16 protein-coding genes and 2 pseudogenes are annotated in these 15,129 nt (G+C 69.6%); 17 read left to right on the top strand and 1 reads right to left on the bottom strand.

Annotation, left to right across the window (positions count from 1 at the left end):
- Window positions 1-46: 46 nt before the first annotated feature.
- A pseudogene (locus ACWDZ6_RS22625) lies at window positions 47-583 on the top strand (ATP-dependent metallopeptidase FtsH/Yme1/Tma family protein); the annotation flags it as partial.
- A 281-nt stretch (window positions 584-864) separates the two neighbouring features.
- Here the strand turns inward: ACWDZ6_RS22625 and ACWDZ6_RS22630 are convergent.
- On the bottom strand, window positions 865-1,734 hold the full coding sequence (locus ACWDZ6_RS22630; protein ID WP_451504279.1) for a methyltransferase domain-containing protein: 870 nt from the start codon (window positions 1,732-1,734) through the stop codon (window positions 865-867).
- Window positions 1,735-1,942: 208 nt separating this feature from the next.
- Between ACWDZ6_RS22630 and proS the strand changes: the two genes are divergently transcribed.
- The 16 genes and pseudogenes from proS (at window position 1,943) to dprA (ending at window position 14,898) form a co-directional block, all read left to right on the top strand.
- Complete coding sequence (gene proS / locus ACWDZ6_RS22635) at window positions 1,943-3,355, top strand: proline--tRNA ligase (RefSeq protein WP_451504280.1); 1,413 nt, start codon at window positions 1,943-1,945, stop codon at window positions 3,353-3,355.
- A gap of 226 nt (window positions 3,356-3,581) precedes the next feature.
- Complete coding sequence (locus tag ACWDZ6_RS22640) at window positions 3,582-4,175, top strand: hypothetical protein (RefSeq protein ID WP_326652889.1); 594 nt, start codon at window positions 3,582-3,584, stop codon at window positions 4,173-4,175.
- A gap of 221 nt (window positions 4,176-4,396) precedes the next feature.
- Window positions 4,397-4,834, top strand: coding sequence for a 30S ribosomal protein S16 (gene rpsP, locus ACWDZ6_RS22645; protein ID WP_326652890.1), 438 nt, complete (start codon window positions 4,397-4,399; stop codon window positions 4,832-4,834).
- A gap of 2 nt (window positions 4,835-4,836) precedes the next feature.
- Entirely contained in the window at window positions 4,837-5,076 is a 240-nt protein-coding gene (locus ACWDZ6_RS22650; RefSeq protein WP_014153811.1) for an RNA-binding protein, read from the top strand.
- 159 nt (window positions 5,077-5,235) lie between these two features.
- Window positions 5,236-5,793, top strand: a complete 558-nt coding sequence (rimM, locus tag ACWDZ6_RS22655; protein WP_366732271.1) for a ribosome maturation factor RimM — start codon at window positions 5,236-5,238, stop codon at window positions 5,791-5,793.
- Window positions 5,793-6,614, top strand: a complete 822-nt coding sequence (gene trmD / locus ACWDZ6_RS22660; RefSeq protein WP_326652893.1) for a tRNA (guanosine(37)-N1)-methyltransferase TrmD — start codon at window positions 5,793-5,795, stop codon at window positions 6,612-6,614. Before rimM ends, trmD begins: the two co-directional genes overlap by 1 nt.
- A 131-nt stretch (window positions 6,615-6,745) precedes the next feature.
- Window positions 6,746-7,096 (top strand): 50S ribosomal protein L19, encoded by a 351-nt coding sequence (gene rplS, locus ACWDZ6_RS22665; protein ID WP_366732269.1) that lies wholly within the window; start codon window positions 6,746-6,748, stop codon window positions 7,094-7,096.
- Window positions 7,097-7,167: 71 nt separating this feature from the next.
- Window positions 7,168-7,995 carry a signal peptidase I gene (gene lepB, locus ACWDZ6_RS22670; protein ID WP_451504281.1) on the top strand — a complete coding sequence of 276 codons (828 nt, stop codon included), beginning with the start codon at window positions 7,168-7,170 and terminating at the stop codon, window positions 7,993-7,995.
- Window positions 7,988-9,044: pseudogene (gene lepB, locus ACWDZ6_RS22675) on the top strand (signal peptidase I); the annotation flags it as partial. The gene lepB (ACWDZ6_RS22670) and the pseudogene lepB (ACWDZ6_RS22675), both read left to right, overlap by 8 nt.
- Complete coding sequence (gene lepB / locus ACWDZ6_RS22680; RefSeq protein ID WP_389185622.1) at window positions 8,953-9,909, top strand: signal peptidase I; 957 nt, start codon at window positions 8,953-8,955, stop codon at window positions 9,907-9,909. The pseudogene lepB (ACWDZ6_RS22675) and the gene lepB (ACWDZ6_RS22680), both read left to right, overlap by 92 nt.
- Before the next feature lie 83 nt (window positions 9,910-9,992).
- Entirely contained in the window at window positions 9,993-10,763 is a 771-nt protein-coding gene (gene lepB, locus ACWDZ6_RS22685; RefSeq protein WP_451504282.1) for a signal peptidase I, read from the top strand.
- Window positions 10,753-11,241 carry an NUDIX hydrolase gene (locus ACWDZ6_RS22690; protein WP_366732266.1) on the top strand — a complete coding sequence of 163 codons (489 nt, stop codon included), beginning with the start codon at window positions 10,753-10,755 and terminating at the stop codon, window positions 11,239-11,241. The genes lepB (ACWDZ6_RS22685) and ACWDZ6_RS22690 overlap by 11 nt, the downstream gene beginning before the upstream one ends.
- A gap of 55 nt (window positions 11,242-11,296) precedes the next feature.
- On the top strand, window positions 11,297-11,605 hold the full coding sequence (locus ACWDZ6_RS22695) for a DUF2469 domain-containing protein (protein ID WP_005311352.1): 309 nt from the start codon (window positions 11,297-11,299) through the stop codon (window positions 11,603-11,605).
- A gap of 143 nt (window positions 11,606-11,748) precedes the next feature.
- Window positions 11,749-12,111 carry a YraN family protein gene (locus tag ACWDZ6_RS22700; protein WP_366732265.1) on the top strand — a complete coding sequence of 121 codons (363 nt, stop codon included), beginning with the start codon at window positions 11,749-11,751 and terminating at the stop codon, window positions 12,109-12,111.
- A gap of 1 nt (window position 12,112) precedes the next feature.
- Window positions 12,113-13,729, top strand: a complete 1,617-nt coding sequence (locus ACWDZ6_RS22705; RefSeq protein ID WP_451504283.1) for a YifB family Mg chelatase-like AAA ATPase — start codon at window positions 12,113-12,115, stop codon at window positions 13,727-13,729.
- On the top strand, window positions 13,729-14,898 hold the full coding sequence (gene dprA / locus ACWDZ6_RS22710; RefSeq protein WP_451504284.1) for a DNA-processing protein DprA: 1,170 nt from the start codon (window positions 13,729-13,731) through the stop codon (window positions 14,896-14,898). The genes ACWDZ6_RS22705 and dprA overlap by 1 nt, the downstream gene beginning before the upstream one ends.
- Window positions 14,899-15,129 lie beyond the last annotated feature (231 nt).

Here is a 15,129-nt window from a genome sequence, read left to right on the forward strand (position 1 = left end):
CGCCCGAGCGGGTGCCCACACCGCTTTTCTGGCTTAACGTCCGGATATGAGCAACGCCGTGCCGCCGCGTCGGAGCCCGGACAAGCCGTGGCGCTCCGAGGGGGCGCCGCTTCTCCCTCAGCCCGGGAAGAGGATGCCCGGCGGCTGGGGCGGACTGATTCTCGCCGCGCTCGCCGTCTATCTGATCGCCAACGTGCTGCTGTCCTTCTTCGGCAGGGGCGGCGAGCCGGCCGTCTCGTACACGGAGTTCACCAAGCAGGTCGCGGCCGGGAACGTCTCGAAGATCTACGCCAAGGGCGACTCGATCCAGGGGCAGCTCAGGAAGAAGTCGCCGCTCCCCGACGGCAACGGCGAGTACACGGAGTTCAGAACCCAGCGGCCGGCCTTCGCCGACGACAACCTCTGGGACGAGCTGCGCAAGCACAACGTCACTGTGACGGCGGAGTCGGTCATCGTGCAGCGCAGCTTCCTGGCCAATCTGCTGCTCTCACTCGCGCCGATGGCGCTGCTGATCCTGCTGTGGGTGCTCGCCGCCCGGCGGTTGGGCGCGCCGGCGGGCAGCGGCGTGTCCGGGCGCGGCGCACGAGAGCGCGTGCCGTCAACTCCGCGAACACCGCGGCAAGCTGGACGCACTGGCACAGGCGCTCCTGGAGGCCGAAACCCTGGACGAGGACGAGGCGTACCGCGCGGCGGCAGTCCCACCCCCCGGCAAGGAGACATAACGCTTTTGGCGGACCAGGGCCGGTTCGCTGCCACGCGTGGTGGACGGGTGGCGCGCGAAGCCGCGGTCTCCCGGGCTCGCCTCGGCAGTGCGAAAGGGCCGGGGGAAAGGCCCCGCGCAGCGCACCCGCACCCGCCTCGACCTCAGGTCGTACGCGCGATCAGATACCGGAACACATTCGGCATCCAGACCGTCCCGTCCCGCCGCCGGTACGGATGCAGCGCCTCCGCCATCTCCTTCTCCACCTGCGCCTGGTCCGTCGCCCGTACCGCCGCCGCGTACAGCCCGGTCGACAGCAGTCCCCGCACCGCGCTCTCCATGTCCGCATAGCCGAACGGGCAGGCCACCCGCCCCGAGCCATCCGGCTTCAGGCGCGCCTGCGATGCCACGTCCTCCAGGTCGTCCCGCAGCGCCGGACGCCAGCCGCCGGCCGACCGCAGCCGGTCGGTCAGCCGGCCGGCCACCCGCAGCACCCCCGACGTGGCGCAGCGCTCCGGCGGGCCCCAGCCGGTGAGTACGACCGCGCTGCCGTGCTCCGACCGCTCGACCGCCGCCTCCAGCGCCGGCCCGAGCCCCTCGGAATCGCCCGCCGCACAGCCGATCGGCTGAAACGCGGTGATCATGTTGTACGGCGGCCTGCCCGCGTCGGCCGCGGCCGACGCGAGGTCTTCCAGCAGCTCGGCGTCCCCCGCATGGCCGACACCTTCCCGGGCCCCTCCGGTCTCCGGAGCCATCCGTTCCCGTGCCAGCGCGAGCCGCTCGCGATCCTTGTCGACCCCCGTCACGCTCGCACCGCGCGACGCGGCGATCAGGAGGGCGAGGCCCGAGCCGCAGCCGAGGCCGAGCAGCCGCGTCCAGGAGCCCACCTCCAGGCGCTCGTACACCGCCTCGTAGAGCGGCACGAGCATCCGTTCCTGGATCTCGGCCCAGTCCCGAGCACGCGCACGCGCCTCCGCCGGAGTCGGAGACGCCGATGCCGCGTGGGGTCGGTGCTGAACGAGCGTTGGTGTCATCGAAGCGCCCCAATCCGCCAAGAGGTCAGCCGAGCCCTGAAGGACAGCCCCCCGTGTGCGTACGCCTGCGCTCCCCCCGTATGCCAGAGAACTGCTCATGCGCCCTCAAGTCCAGGGGGCGTATGGCAATGGTTGTGTGCCCCGCGCGTGCGCCCCCGGGAACCGGCCGATTCACGTCTCGCACCCGTGTCGCCGTACGATGCGCGCCATGGCAAAGGCACCCGTTCTCACGCCCCAGGCGGAAGATTTCCCGCGCTGGTACCAGGACCTGATCAACAAGGCCGAACTGGCGGACAACGGCCCGGTGCGCGGCACCATGGTCATCCGGCCGTACGGATACGGCCTGTGGGAGCGGATGCAGCAGGAGATGGACGCCCGCATCAAGGACGCGGGTGCCCAGAATGCCTACTTCCCGCTCTTCATCCCCCAGTCCTACCTGACAAGGGAAGCCGAGCATGTCGAGGGCTTCGCGCCCGAGCTCGCGGTCGTCACGCACGGTGGCGGAAAGGAGCTCGACGAGCCCGTCGTCGTGCGCCCCACCTCCGAGACGATCATCAACGACTACTTCTCGAAGTGGATCCAGAGCTACCGCGATCTGCCGCTGCTGATCAACCAGTGGGCCAATGTGGTGCGTTGGGAAATGCGTCCGCGCGTCTTCCTCCGTACGACGGAATTCCTCTGGCAGGAGGGCCACACCGCCCACGCCACCTACGAGGACGCCCGCGACTACGCCGCCTACATCCACAAGAAGGTGTACGCGGACTTCATGGTCAACGTCCTCGGCATCGATGTGGTGCTCGGCCGCAAGACGCCCAAGGAGCGCTTCGCCGGAGCCATCAACACCCTCACGCTGGAAGGCATGATGGGCGACGGCAAGGCCCTGCAGCTGGGTACGAGCCATGAGCTCGGCACCAACTTCTCCACGGCGTTCAACACCACGTATCTGTCCAAGGACGGCAAGCAGGAGCTGGCCTGGCAGACCTCCTGGGGCACTTCCACCCGCATGGTCGGCGGCCTGATCATGTCGCACGGCGACGACAACGGACTGCGCGTCCCACCGCGTCTGGCGGCCGTCCAGGTCGTCGTCATGGCCATCAAGGGCGACGAAGCGGTCGCCAAGGTCCGCGAGATCGGCGACCTGCTGAAGGCCGCGGGTCTGCGCGTCCAGGTCGACGACCGCACCGACACCCCCTTCGGCCGCCGCGCGGTCGACTGGGAGCTCAAGGGCGTTCCGGTGCGGATCGAGATCGGCCCGCGTGATCTTCAGGCGGGCACCGCGATGCTGGCCCGTCGCATTGCGGGCGGCAAGGAGCCGGTGCGGATCGAGGAACTGGCCGAGCTGCTGCCCCGGGTTCTCGAGGAGGACCAGGCGCAGTTGCTGAAGGAATCGCGCGACCGCCGTGAGTCTCGTACGACTGATGTGACGACGATCGAAGAGGCCGCCGAGGCCGCGGTCGCCGGCGGCTGGGCCCGTATCCCGTGGTCGACGCTGGGCCAGGAGGGCGAGGCCGAGCTGGCCGAGCAGGCGGTGTCCGTACGGTGTCTGGTCGCCGAGGACGGGTCGGTACCGGATGCCGACGACGCCCCGGGTACTGTCGCGATCGTGGCCCGCGCCTACTGACGCCCACGCGCCTCGCCATGCAACTGACGCCCCGGCGCGCGGACTTCGTCTACGCGCTGGGGCGTACGCGCCGCTACGTACCACCTTGGTGTGAGCTGCGAAGCTTCTCCGCAGATCAGCGCACCCGCCCTCGTCAGGACGCATCAACGGCAACTGACGGGTACGTGCAAAATATTTGGGATGCCCCGGAATGGAACCCGCGAGCGCTTCGGCTCGTTATCACGACGTGAGCACGACACCACCTGTTCTCGCCGCAGAGCTGGCACAGGCGTGGGCCGATATTCAGCGGCACCACCCCGAGCTGCCGGATCTTGCCGCGCCCGAGTCCCTGATCGGAGAGTCCTCGTCCGCCTGCGGCGCAGAGCTCTCCTTCGAGCGACTGCTTCACGAGGCAGTCCACGGCATCGCCGCCGCCAGAGGTGTCCGCGACACCTCCCGCGCCGGCCGCTACCACAACCGCCGATTCCTGGCGATCGCCGAGGAGATGGGCCTGGACCATGTGGATGAGCCGCATCCCAGCAGCGGCTTCTCGCTGGTCGTACTCAATCCCGAGGCGAAGCGGCGGTACCGCCCCACCATCGAGAGACTTCAGCGCGCCCTCAAGGCGCACACGGTGGCCACGGCCGCCGACACCAAGCGCAGTTTCCGCGGGCCTGCCGCCCGCCACGGCTCCTCAGGCGGCGGGGTGCGCGTCAAGGCCGTATGCGACTGCGGCCGCAATGTCCGGGTCGTACCCTCGGTTCTCGCCCAGGCGCCGATCGTCTGCGGCGGCTGTGGGAAGCCCTTCCGGATCCCGGAGGTAGTGGGCGCGGCGAGCTGACCGCGTCCGCCCGCCGGTATCGCGCCGCCGACGGGGGCGGGGCGACGCAGGCCGGGCGAGAGTGCACCGCAGGTGTGTGGCACAATGGCTAGCTGTACTCGACAGCCGCACAGGAACCCTCTCGCCTCCGGCTGACGCGTCCATCGGGCACCCCGAGTACCGCAACCCCACGTGGCATCTCGTTGTGCCCAATCACGTCAAGACCAGGAGACACCACTCCAGTGGCAGTCAAGATCAAGCTGAAGCGTCTGGGCAAGATCCGTTCGCCTCACTACCGCATCGTCGTCGCCGACTCCCGTACCCGCCGTGACGGCCGGGCCATCGAGGAGATCGGCCTGTACCACCCGGTGCAGAACCCCTCGCGCATCGAGGTCAACTCGGAGCGCGCCCAGTACTGGCTGTCCGTCGGCGCCCAGCCGACCGAGCCGGTCCTCGCGATCCTGAAGCTCACCGGTGACTGGCAGAAGCACAAGGGCCTGCCGGCCCCGGCGCCGCTGCTGGTCGCGGAGCCGAAGAACAAGCGCGCCGCGTTCGAGGCCTTCAGCAAGGCCCTCGAGGGCGACGAGCCGAAGGGTGAGGCGATCACCCCGAAGGCGAAGAAGGCTGACAAGAAGGCAGACGCGGCCGAGGCTGCGTCCACCGAGTCGACCGAGGCCTGAGCATGCTCGAGGAGGCTCTCGAGCACCTCGTGAAGGGCATCGTCGACAACCCGGACGATGTGCAAGTGGCCTCGCGCGATCTGCGCCGTGGTCGCGTGCTCGAGGTCCGGGTACACCCCGACGATCTCGGTAAGGTGATCGGCCGTAACGGCCGCACCGCACGCGCCCTGCGCACCGTCGTGGGCGCCATCGGCGGCCGTGGCATCCGTGTCGACCTTGTCGACGTGGACCAGGTTCGCTGACATACGCAACACCGGCACGGGCCGGGGAGGGCCTTCGGTCCTTCCCGGCCCGTGGCTGTTTGCGACCATGAGTCCACGACCGCAATCATCAATCGAGGAACCACGACGGTGGGAACCCGGGCCGCGAGAGCGGCGGCGGTTCAGCCGCGAAGGAGTGCAGTGCAGCTGGTAGTCGCGCGGATCGGCCGCGCCCACGGGATCAAGGGCGAGGTCACCGTCGAGGTACGTACGGACGAGCCGGAGCTGCGGCTCGGGCCCGGAGCCGTCCTGGCCACCGACCCGGCCTCCACCGGACCGCTGACAATCGAGACCGGCCGGGTGCACAGCGGCCGGCTGCTGTTGCGCTTCGAGGGCGTACGGGACCGCAATGCCGCCGAAGCCCTGCGCAACACCCTGCTCATCGCCGAGGTGGACCCTCAGGAGGTCCCGGAGGACCCCGAGGAGTTCTACGACCACCAGCTGATGGACCTTGACGTGGTCCTCGCCGACGGCACCGGGATCGGCCGGATCACCGAGATCACCCATCTGCCCTCGCAGGACCTGTTCATCGTCGAACGGCCGGACGGCAGTGAGCTGATGATCCCCTTCGTCGAGGCGATCGTGACCGAGATCGACCTCGAGAAGCAGCGCGCCGTCATCAGCCCGCCGCCGGGGCTCATCGACGAAAGCGAGGCCGAGGTCGCTTCGTCGAGGGACGTGTCTGAGGACGATGCCTGATGCGGCTCGACGTCGTCACGATCTTCCCCGAGTACCTGGAACCGCTGAACCTGTCGCTGGTGGGCAAGGCACGCGCGCGTGGGCAACTCGATGTCCATGTGCACGATCTGCGGGAGTGGACGTACGACCGGCACAACACCGTCGACGACACTCCCTACGGTGGCGGCCCCGGCATGGTCATGAAGACCGAGCCCTGGGGCGACTCCCTCGACGACGCGCTGGCGAGCGGTTACGAGGCCGGCGCGCACGGCCCCGTCCTCGTCGTCCCCACTCCCAGCGGCCGTCCCTTCACCCAGGAGCTCGCCGTCGAGCTCGCCGAGCGGCCATGGCTGATTTTCACCCCCGCCCGCTACGAAGGCATCGACCGCCGGGTCATCGACGAGTACGCGACCCGGATGCCGGTCCATGAGGTGTCCATCGGCGACTACGTCCTGGCCGGCGGCGAGGCGGCCGTACTGGTGATCACGGAGGCGGTGGCCCGGCTGCTGCCCGGTGTCCTCGGCAACGCCGAGTCGCACCGGGACGACTCCTTCGCACCCGGCGCGATGGCCAATCTGCTGGAGGGGCCCGTCTACACCAAGCCGCCCGAGTGGCGCGGTCGCGCGATTCCGGACGTGCTGGTCAGCGGGCACCACGGCAGAATCGCCCGGTGGCGGCGGGACGAGGCGTTCCGCCGTACAGCCCTCAACAGGCCCGATCTGATTGAGCGTTGCGACCCGGCCGCCTTCGACAAGAAGGACCGGGAGATCCTCTCCATCCTGGGCTGGTCGCCGGAGCCCGGCGGTGGATTTTGGCGCAGGCCCGAGGCCGTGGAAGAATAGGCCGCTGCTGTACGTCCGGTCGGCGCCCCTGCCACAGGGGGAACGACGCCCGCCCGACGCGAACAGCACCCCGACTCTCATCTCGATCATTCCGCTGATGACCTGTGGCATCGGCGAGGAAGCAGACCAACATGACTCACCTGCTCGACAACGTCAACGCCGCTTCGCTGCGCAGCGACGTCCCCGCCTTCCGTCCCGGCGACACGGTGAACGTCCACGTGCGCGTCATCGAGGGCAACCGCTCGCGTATCCAGCAGTTCAAGGGCGTTGTCATCCGCCGCCAGGGCTCGGGCGTCAGCGAGACCTTCACGGTCCGCAAGGTCTCCTTCTCCGTCGGCGTCGAGCGCACCTTCCCGGTGCACAGCCCGATCTTCGAGAAGATCGAGCTCGTCACCCGCGGTGACGTCCGTCGCGCCAAGCTCTACTACCTGCGCGAGCTGCGCGGCAAGGCTGCCAAGATCAAGGAGAAGCGCGACAACTGAGCCCCGGCTCACACCTCGCGCTCAGCTTTGGAGCAACCGCGTCACAGGGCGGCCGGATAGGCTCTGGGCCGATGGACACCGAAGCGAAGCACACGGAGCGCGACCGCTCTTCCGTCCCCGAAGCCGGGGAAGAGGGAGAGGGGTCGCGCTTCGCGCGTTCGACGCGCCTCTCCGAGAGGCGTTCCCGTCGGCCCTTGGCACGGTTGCACAAACGTCTCTCCGGGCTGTCCTGGCGTGGGGCGGGGCTGCTCGGTGTCGCGTGCACGGTGCTCGTGCTGCTGTTCAGTCATTTCGTGCTGCAGCCCTTCCAGATCCCGAGCAGTTCCATGGAGTCCACCCTGCGGGTCGGTGACCGGGTGCTGGTGAACAAGCTGGCGTACCGTTTCGGTTCCGAGCCCGAGCGGGGGGACGTCGTCGTCTTCGACGGCACGGGATCCTTCGTGCAAGAGGGCGTGCAGGAAAATCCGGTCAGCAGGCTGACGCGCGGGGCATTCGCGGCACTGGGGCTGGCCGAGCCGTCCGAGACCGACTTCGTGAAGCGCGTGGTGGGTGTGGGCGGTGACCGTGTGGTCTGCTGCGACAAAGGGGGCAGGGTCGAGGTGAACGGCGTACCGGTCGACGAGAGATATCTGCACCCCGGCGACGTGCCTTCGGAGGTGCCCTTCGACATCGTCGTGCCCGAGGGCACTCTGTGGGTCATGGGAGACCACCGGAGCAACTCCCGCGACTCCCGCGACCATCTCGGCGAGCCCGGCGGTGGCATGGTGCCCGTCGGCAAGGTGATCGGGCGGGCGGACTGGATCGGCTGGCCCGTGGGCCGCTGGACCTCGCTGGAGCCGACCGACACCTTCTCCGGCGTGCCCGATCCGGGTCGAATGCCGGGCGGAGCACATGGGTAAGCGCGGGCGTAGTGCGAGCCACCGGGCGGACACCCGGCTGCCCACCGGGACGCGGCCCACGGACGGCGCCAGGACGCTGCCGGGCCGTGCGGACCGGCGCAGGCTGGCACAGAAGGTCAAGCGCAAGCGCCGCCGGTCGGCCGTGAAGGAGATACCTCTCCTGATCACGGTGGCGCTGATGATCGCCCTGGTCCTGAAGACATTCCTGGTGCAGGCCTTCGTGATCCCGTCGGGCTCGATGGAGCAGACGATCCGGATCCAGGACCGCGTGCTGGTGGACAAGCTCACCCCGTGGTTCGGCTCCAGGCCGCAGCGCGGCGATGTCGTCGTCTTCAAGGACCCCGGCGGCTGGCTGCCGCCGAACGAGCAGCAGAAGGACGACCCGATCGGCGTCAAACAGGCCAAGCAGGGACTGACCTTCATCGGGCTGCTGCCGTCGGACGACGAGCAGGACCTGATCAAGCGGGTGGTCGCGGTCGGCGGCGACACCGTGAAGTGCTGCGACAAGGACGGTCGGATCACCGTCAACGGCGTACCGCTCATCGAGCCGTATCTGAACCCCGGAAACGTTCCCTCGACGATCAGGTTCGAGGTCAGGGTTCCGGCCGGGCGGATCTTCGTGATGGGTGACCACCGGTCCAATTCGGCCGACTCGCGCTTCCACCTCGACGAGAGGGACCACGGCACGGTTTCGGAGGACGAGGTTGTCGGCCGCGCGGTCGTCATCGGCTGGCCCATCGGCCACTGGCGGAAGCTGGAAGAACCGGAAACGTACGCATCCGTGCCGAACGCGCGCGCCGGGGCGACTTCGGCACTCCATGGGTCGAATAGTGTGTCCCCTCGGGATCTGAACGGAATGATCCCGCTCCCGAGCCCTGCGGAACTCCCGCTCGTTATGGGAGTAGTGGGCCTGTTCCGTCTTCGGGGCAGGCGGTTCGCACGGAGTGAGGAGTGGATGTGGGGGACGTGGCGGTCGGCGCACGATCCGGACACGACGAGCCCGAGGACAGGCCCGGGAAACTCGGCGAGTCACCCCCGGCCGGGACGGACGATTCGGCTGGGACGCAAGGGACGGCCGGGGCGAGCGGTCTGGATGGCGCCGAGAGGGCTGAGAGCGGACCGTCCAACGGCAGCGGTACGGGACAGAAGAAGCAGCGATCCTTCTGGAAGGAACTGCCGCTCCTGATCGGTATCGCGCTGCTTCTCGCGCTCCTGATCAAGACATTCCTGGTACAGGCGTTCTCGATCCCCTCGGACTCGATGCAGAACACGCTGCAGCGGGGCGACCGGGTACTCGTGGACAAGCTCACCCCGTGGTTCGGCTCGGAGCCCGAGCGCGGCGAGGTCGTGGTCTTCCACGATCCGGGTGGCTGGCTGGACGGTGAACCCACCCCCACCCCGAACCCCGTGCAGAAGTTCCTGAGCTTCATCGGCCTGATGCCGTCGGCCGAGGAGAAGGACCTGATCAAGCGGACGATCGCGGTCGCCGGCGACACGGTGGAGTGCAAAAAGGGCGGCCCGGTCAAGGTCAACGGGAAGGCGCTGGACGAGCCGTACATCTTTCCCGGTGACACTCCCTGTAACGACCAGCCCTTCGGCCCGTTCAAGGTGCCCAAGGACCGGATCTGGGTGATGGGCGACCATCGCCAGAACTCCCAGGACTCCCGGTACCACATGGAGGATGCGAACGGCGGCTTCGTCCCGGTCGACAAGGTCGTCGGGCGCGCTGTCGTGGTCGCCTGGCCGGTCAACCGCTGGGCCGTGCTCTCGGTGCCGGACACCTTCGACCAGCCCGGAATCAACGCGGCTGCGGCTGTTCTGCCCGCGGCTCCCGCGGCGATGGGCCTCGCGGGCGCGCTGCCGATCGTGATCCGGCGCAGGGGGAGGCTGACCGGCGGGCGTACCGCCGGGTAGGGTGCCGTCCCAGATCGCCGATCTCCGAGGATCGACTCGATGGATTCTCGGGGGCCGGATCTCCGAAGCAGGGGAGCGCTGGGATGAGCAGTTCAGGACGTACGGAAGCCGGCCGCGGCCGGCTCGGCAATGCGCTGTCGGGCCTGGCCGTGGCCGTCGGCTGTGTGCTCTTCCTCGGAGGGTTCATCTGGGGAGCCGTGGTGTACCAGCCGTACACCGTGCCGACCGACTCGATGTCCCCGACCGTCGCGCCGGGCGACCGCGTCCTGGCGCAGCGTATAGACGGCGACCAGGTGCGGCGCGGGGACATCGTGGTCTTCCGCGACAAGCAGTGGGGCGACATGCCGATGGTGAAGCGTGTCGTCGGCGTGGGTGGCGATGCGATCGCCTGCTGCGGCGACGGTGGCCGGCTGACCGTCAACGGCAAGGTGATCGAAGAACCGTATTTGCACGCCAAGGGCCCGGCCTCGAACAGCTTCACGGCGACGGTGCCCAAGGGGCAGCTGTTCCTGCTCGGCGACGAGCGTATGGGCTCGCTGGACTCGCGCGTACACCTCCAGGACCCCGGACACGGGTCGGTACCGCGCTCGGCCGTCACGGCTCGACTGGACGCCATTGCCTGGCCGCTGGACGGCGGCCTGCTGGAGCGGCCCCAGGGTTTCGCCGCGCTGCCGGGCGGGGTTTCGCAGCCGGGACCGGTGAAGCTGGTGGTCGGTTCGGTGGCGATCGGCGCCCTGCTGATCGTGGGCGGGGCGGCGTACGGTCCGGTCACCCGGCGGCTGTCGAAGCCGCGGCGGGGAGCCTCGGGCACCGGGGGCAGCGGGCGGGGGAAAGCGACTGCCGGTGTCGGATGAGCCGCGGAAGGTCGCGCGGGTCGTTCTGCTCGACCCGCAGGACCGCATTCTGCTGATGCACGGATTCGAGCCCGGGGACCCGGCCGACAGCTGGTGGTTCACCCCGGGCGGCGGCCTGGAGGGCGACGAGACCCGGGAGGAGGCCGCGCTGCGCGAGCTGGCCGAGGAGACCGGGGTCACGGAGGTGGAGCTGGGGCCGGTGCTCTGGCGCCGGACCTGCTCGTTTCCGTTCGACGGACGCCGCTGGGACCAGGACGAGTGGTACTTCCTGGCACGTACGGCGCAGACGGCGACCGCCCCGGCAGGGCTGACGGAGCTTGAGCGGCGCAGTATCGCGGGGCTGAGGTGGTGGACCTCCGCCGAACTGTCGGCGGCGCGTGAGACGGTGTATCCGACCAAGCTCGCCGAGCTGCTGCGCACGCTGCTCGACGAGGGTCCTCCGAGCGTGCCGGTGGTCCTGGCCCCCGAAATCGTCTAGGGGCGCAGGGGGCGGGCGCACAATGGGGGGACGCAAGGCTGAAGGGGAACATGCCATGAGCGCCGAGGATCTCGAGAAGTACGAGACCGAGATGGAGCTGAAGCTCTACCGGGAGTACCGAGATGTCGTCGGGCTGTTCAAATATGTGATCGAGACCGAGCGTCGCTTCTATCTCACCAATGACTACGAGATGCAGGTGCACTCGGTACAGGGTGAGGTCTTCTTCGAAGTCTCGATGGCGGATGCCTGGGTCTGGGACATGTACCGACCGGCCAGATTCGTCAAGCAGGTGCGGGTGCTCACGTTCAAGGACGTGAATATCGAGGAGCTCAACAAGAGCGATCTCGAGCTTCCGGGCAGCTGATCCCCAGGACGGCTGATGCCCGGGTGACCGATCCCCGGGCGACTGATCCGGGTGACGGAGTTATCCACAACGGGCGGGTTGTCCACCAAGATTCACTCGTGAGGATCTGACGCGTCACAGTCGGTGCCGGAGGTGGTGCCGATATGAACGCGACGGGGGCACTGGGGCGGTACGGCGAGGAGCTGGCGGCGAGGCTGCTGGCAGACGCCGGTATGACGGTGCTGGCGCGTAACTGGCGCTGCGGGCGTGCCGGTGAGATCGACATCGTCGCCAGGGACGGCGATGTGGTGGTCGTCTGCGAGGTCAAGACCCGCAGGGTGGGTTCGTTCGAGCATCCGATGGCCGCGGTCACGCCGAGGAAGGCGGAGCGGCTGAGACGGCTGGCCGAGTGCTGGCTGGAGCGGCACGGCGGGCCGCCGCCCGACGGCGTGCGTATCGATCTGGTGGGAGTGGTGCTGCCCAGGCGTGGTGCGCCGCTCGTCGAGCATGCCCGGGGAGTGGCCTGAGATGGGGTTCGCGCGGGCGTGTTCCGTGGCGCTGGTCGGAGTCGAGGGTGTGGTGGTCGAGGTCCAGGCGGACCTGGAGCCGGGCGTGGCTGCGTTCACGCTGGTGGGACTGCCGGACAAGAGCCTGGTGGAGAGCCGGGACCGGGTCAGGGCGGCGATCGTGAACTCCGGTGCGGAGTGGCCGCAGAAGAAGCTCACGGTGGGGCTCAGCCCGGCATCGGTGCCCAAGAGCGGCAGCGGTTTTGATCTCGCTGTGGCGTGCGCCGTACTGGGGGCGGCGGAGCGCATCGACCCCAAGGACATCGCCGATCTGCTGCTGATCGGGGAGCTGGGCCTGGACGGTCGTGTGCGGCCGGTACGTGGAGTGCTGCCGGCCGTCCTCGCCGCGGCCGAGGCCGGCTACCGGCAGGTGGTCGTCCCGGAACAGACCGCGGGGGAGGCCTCACTGGTGCCGGGGGTGTCCGTGCTCGGTGTACGGACTCTGCGGCAGCTCATCGCCGTACTGACCAATGAGCCGGTGCCGGATGAGGAGCCCGCTCCGCAAGGCAGTCCGGACGCCATGCTGGCCGGGCTGATGGTGCCCGGCGCGGGGGTGGGAACCGGGCTGGCGATGGAGTCGGTGGACGGCCCCGACCTGGCCGATGTCGCCGGGCAGCGCAAGGCACGCACGGCGTTGGAGGTGGCCGCGGCGGGCGGCCACCATCTGCTGCTGCACGGACCCCCGGGCGCCGGCAAGACCATGCTGGCGGAGCGGCTGCCCGGGGTGCTGCCACCGCTGACCCGGCGGGAGTCCCTGGAGGTCACCGCGGTGCACTCGGTGGCGGGCATTCTGCCTCCGGGCGAGCCCCTGGTACGTACGCCGCCCTACTGCGCGCCGCACCATTCGGCGACGATGCAGTCGCTCGTCGGCGGCGGCAACGGACTGCCGCGGCCCGGCGCGGTGTCGCTGGCGCACCGGGGCGTGCTGTTCCTCGACGAGACTCCCGAATTTTCGGGCAAGGCGCTGGACGCCCTTCGGCAGCCGCTCGAATCCGGGCATGTGGTGGTGGCACGGAGCGCGGGAGTGGTGCGGCTGCCCGCCAGGTTCCTGATGGTCCTCGCGGCCAATCCATGCCCCTGCGGACGGCACAGCCTGCACGGCGCCGGGTGCGAATGCCCACCGTCGGCGATCCGCCGCTACCAGGCGCGGCTGTCAGGACCGCTGCTCGACCGTGTCGACCTGCGCGTCGGAGTCGAGCCGGTCGACCGCGTCGACCTGCTGGGCCAGGGCGGCCGAGGCGAGCCGACGGCAGCCGTCGCGGCACGGGTACGGGCCGCGAGGGAGCGCACCGCGGCCCGGCTGCAGGGCACCCCGTGGAGCGTCAACTGTGAGGTACCGGGCCATGAGCTGCGGACGCGCTGGCCGGTCGCGTCCGGGGCGCTGGCCGCGGCCGAGCGGGACATGGAACGCGGCCTGCTCACGGCCCGTGGCCTGGACAGGGTGCTCCGGGTGGCGTGGACGATCGCGGACCTCGCCGGGCGGGACCGGCCGCAGGCGTGCGACGTGGACCTGGCCCTGGAGCTGCGTACGGGCATCTCGCGAGGCGTACCCATGGCGGCCGACGGGGGAGTGCGATGATGCCGGGCTCGGGAGCGGGGGACGAGGAGCGGAGGGCGCGAGCAGCGCTGACCCGGGTGATCGAGCCGGGCGACGAGCACGGCGGCCGGTGGCTGCGCGAGCTGGGGGCCGGGGAGCTCATGGCCAGGCTCACCTCGCCGGAACACGGGGAACCGGCACTGACCGGAGCTTCGGCACGGCGGCTGGCGGGCTACCGGATACGGGCGACGGGGGTCGAGCCCGACCGCGATCTGGCGGCGGTCGCCGCGGTCGGTGGCCGTTTCGTCTGTCCCGGCGACCGGGAGTGGCCCACCCAGCTCGACGACCTCGGTGACGCCAGACCCATCGGGCTCTGGGTGCGAGGCCGGTCCGACCTGCGGAAATGGGCGCTGCGCTCGGTCGCTGTCGTCGGGGCCAGGGCCTGCACGCCGTACGGCGCCCATATGGCGGCAAGCCTCGGCGCCGGGCTCGCCGAGCGCGGCTGGGTCGTGGTGTCGGGTGCTGCCTTCGGCATCGACGGCTCGGCGCACCGCGGCGCACTGGCCGCGGGCGGGGCCACCGTCGCCGTGCTCGCCTGCGGGGTCGATGTCGTCTATCCGCGCGGCCATGCCGAGTTGATCGGGCGCATCGCCGAACAGGGTCTGGTCATTGGGGAGTTGGCGCCGGGCGATCACCCCACACCCAGCAGATTCATCCTCCGGAACCGGGTGATCGCCGCGCTCACCAGGGGCACCGTCGTCGTCGAGGCCGAGTACCGCAGCGGTTCGCTTGCCACCGCGCGCAGCGCGCAGAAGCTGGGCCGCTTCACGATGGGGGTCCCGGGGCCCGCCACCAGCGGACTCTCGGCCGGCGTGCATGCGCTGCTGCGCGGGGAGGGCGTGCTGGTCACCGATGCCGCCGAAGTGGCGGAGCTGGTGGGCGACATCGGAGAGCTCGCTCCCGACCGCCGGGGACCCGTGCTTCCCAGGGATCTTCTGGATCCCCTGAGTGCACGGGTTCTTGAAGCGCTGCCTGCCCGTGGCGCGGTCGCCGGAGCGCAGGTGGCCCGTGGTGCGGGGACGACGGCGGACGAGGCGCTCGGCAGGCTGTACGAACTGCACTCACTGGGTTTTGTCGAACGGCACGGCGACAACTGGCAGTTAACTCAGAGCGCGATCCGCGGCTCGAACGCGCGGCGAGGCGGTGCTTGACCTGGAGCATTCGGGTGAAAAGGTGTTGCCGATGACCTTTGGAGCCCCGTCGACGGCACTCGAGGGACCGACGCGCGCGGTGTCGGCCCCGGTTCGAAGGTGTGGCCGACGGCAGATACCCGCACAGGTTCGTTCCCCCGTCCTTCGCCCACCGCGACACCGCAGTCACGCTACGCTCACCAGAATTCCGGCCCAGACGCTCGTCCCTCCCCATCACAGCAGAACGGCTCA

It is taken from the genome of Streptomyces sp. NPDC002926 (genome assembly GCF_053591755.1).

Coding starts and splice junctions, on each gene's coding strand:
- ACWDZ6_RS22630 (WP_451504279.1), bottom strand. CDS start 1,734: ATGACACCAACGCTCGTTCAGCACCGACCCCACGCGGCATCGGCGTCT.
- proS (WP_451504280.1), top strand. CDS start 1,943: ATGGCAAAGGCACCCGTTCTCACGCCCCAGGCGGAAGATTTCCCGCGC.
- ACWDZ6_RS22650 (WP_014153811.1), top strand. CDS start 4,837: ATGCTCGAGGAGGCTCTCGAGCACCTCGTGAAGGGCATCGTCGACAAC.
- trmD (WP_326652893.1), top strand. CDS start 5,793: ATGCGGCTCGACGTCGTCACGATCTTCCCCGAGTACCTGGAACCGCTG.
- rplS (WP_366732269.1), top strand. CDS start 6,746: ATGACTCACCTGCTCGACAACGTCAACGCCGCTTCGCTGCGCAGCGAC.
- lepB (WP_451504281.1), top strand. CDS start 7,168: ATGGACACCGAAGCGAAGCACACGGAGCGCGACCGCTCTTCCGTCCCC.
- lepB (WP_451504282.1), top strand. CDS start 9,993: ATGAGCAGTTCAGGACGTACGGAAGCCGGCCGCGGCCGGCTCGGCAAT.
- ACWDZ6_RS22695 (WP_005311352.1), top strand. CDS start 11,297: ATGAGCGCCGAGGATCTCGAGAAGTACGAGACCGAGATGGAGCTGAAG.
- ACWDZ6_RS22700 (WP_366732265.1), top strand. CDS start 11,749: ATGAACGCGACGGGGGCACTGGGGCGGTACGGCGAGGAGCTGGCGGCG.
- ACWDZ6_RS22705 (WP_451504283.1), top strand. CDS start 12,113: ATGGGGTTCGCGCGGGCGTGTTCCGTGGCGCTGGTCGGAGTCGAGGGT.
- dprA (WP_451504284.1), top strand. CDS start 13,729: ATGCCGGGCTCGGGAGCGGGGGACGAGGAGCGGAGGGCGCGAGCAGCG.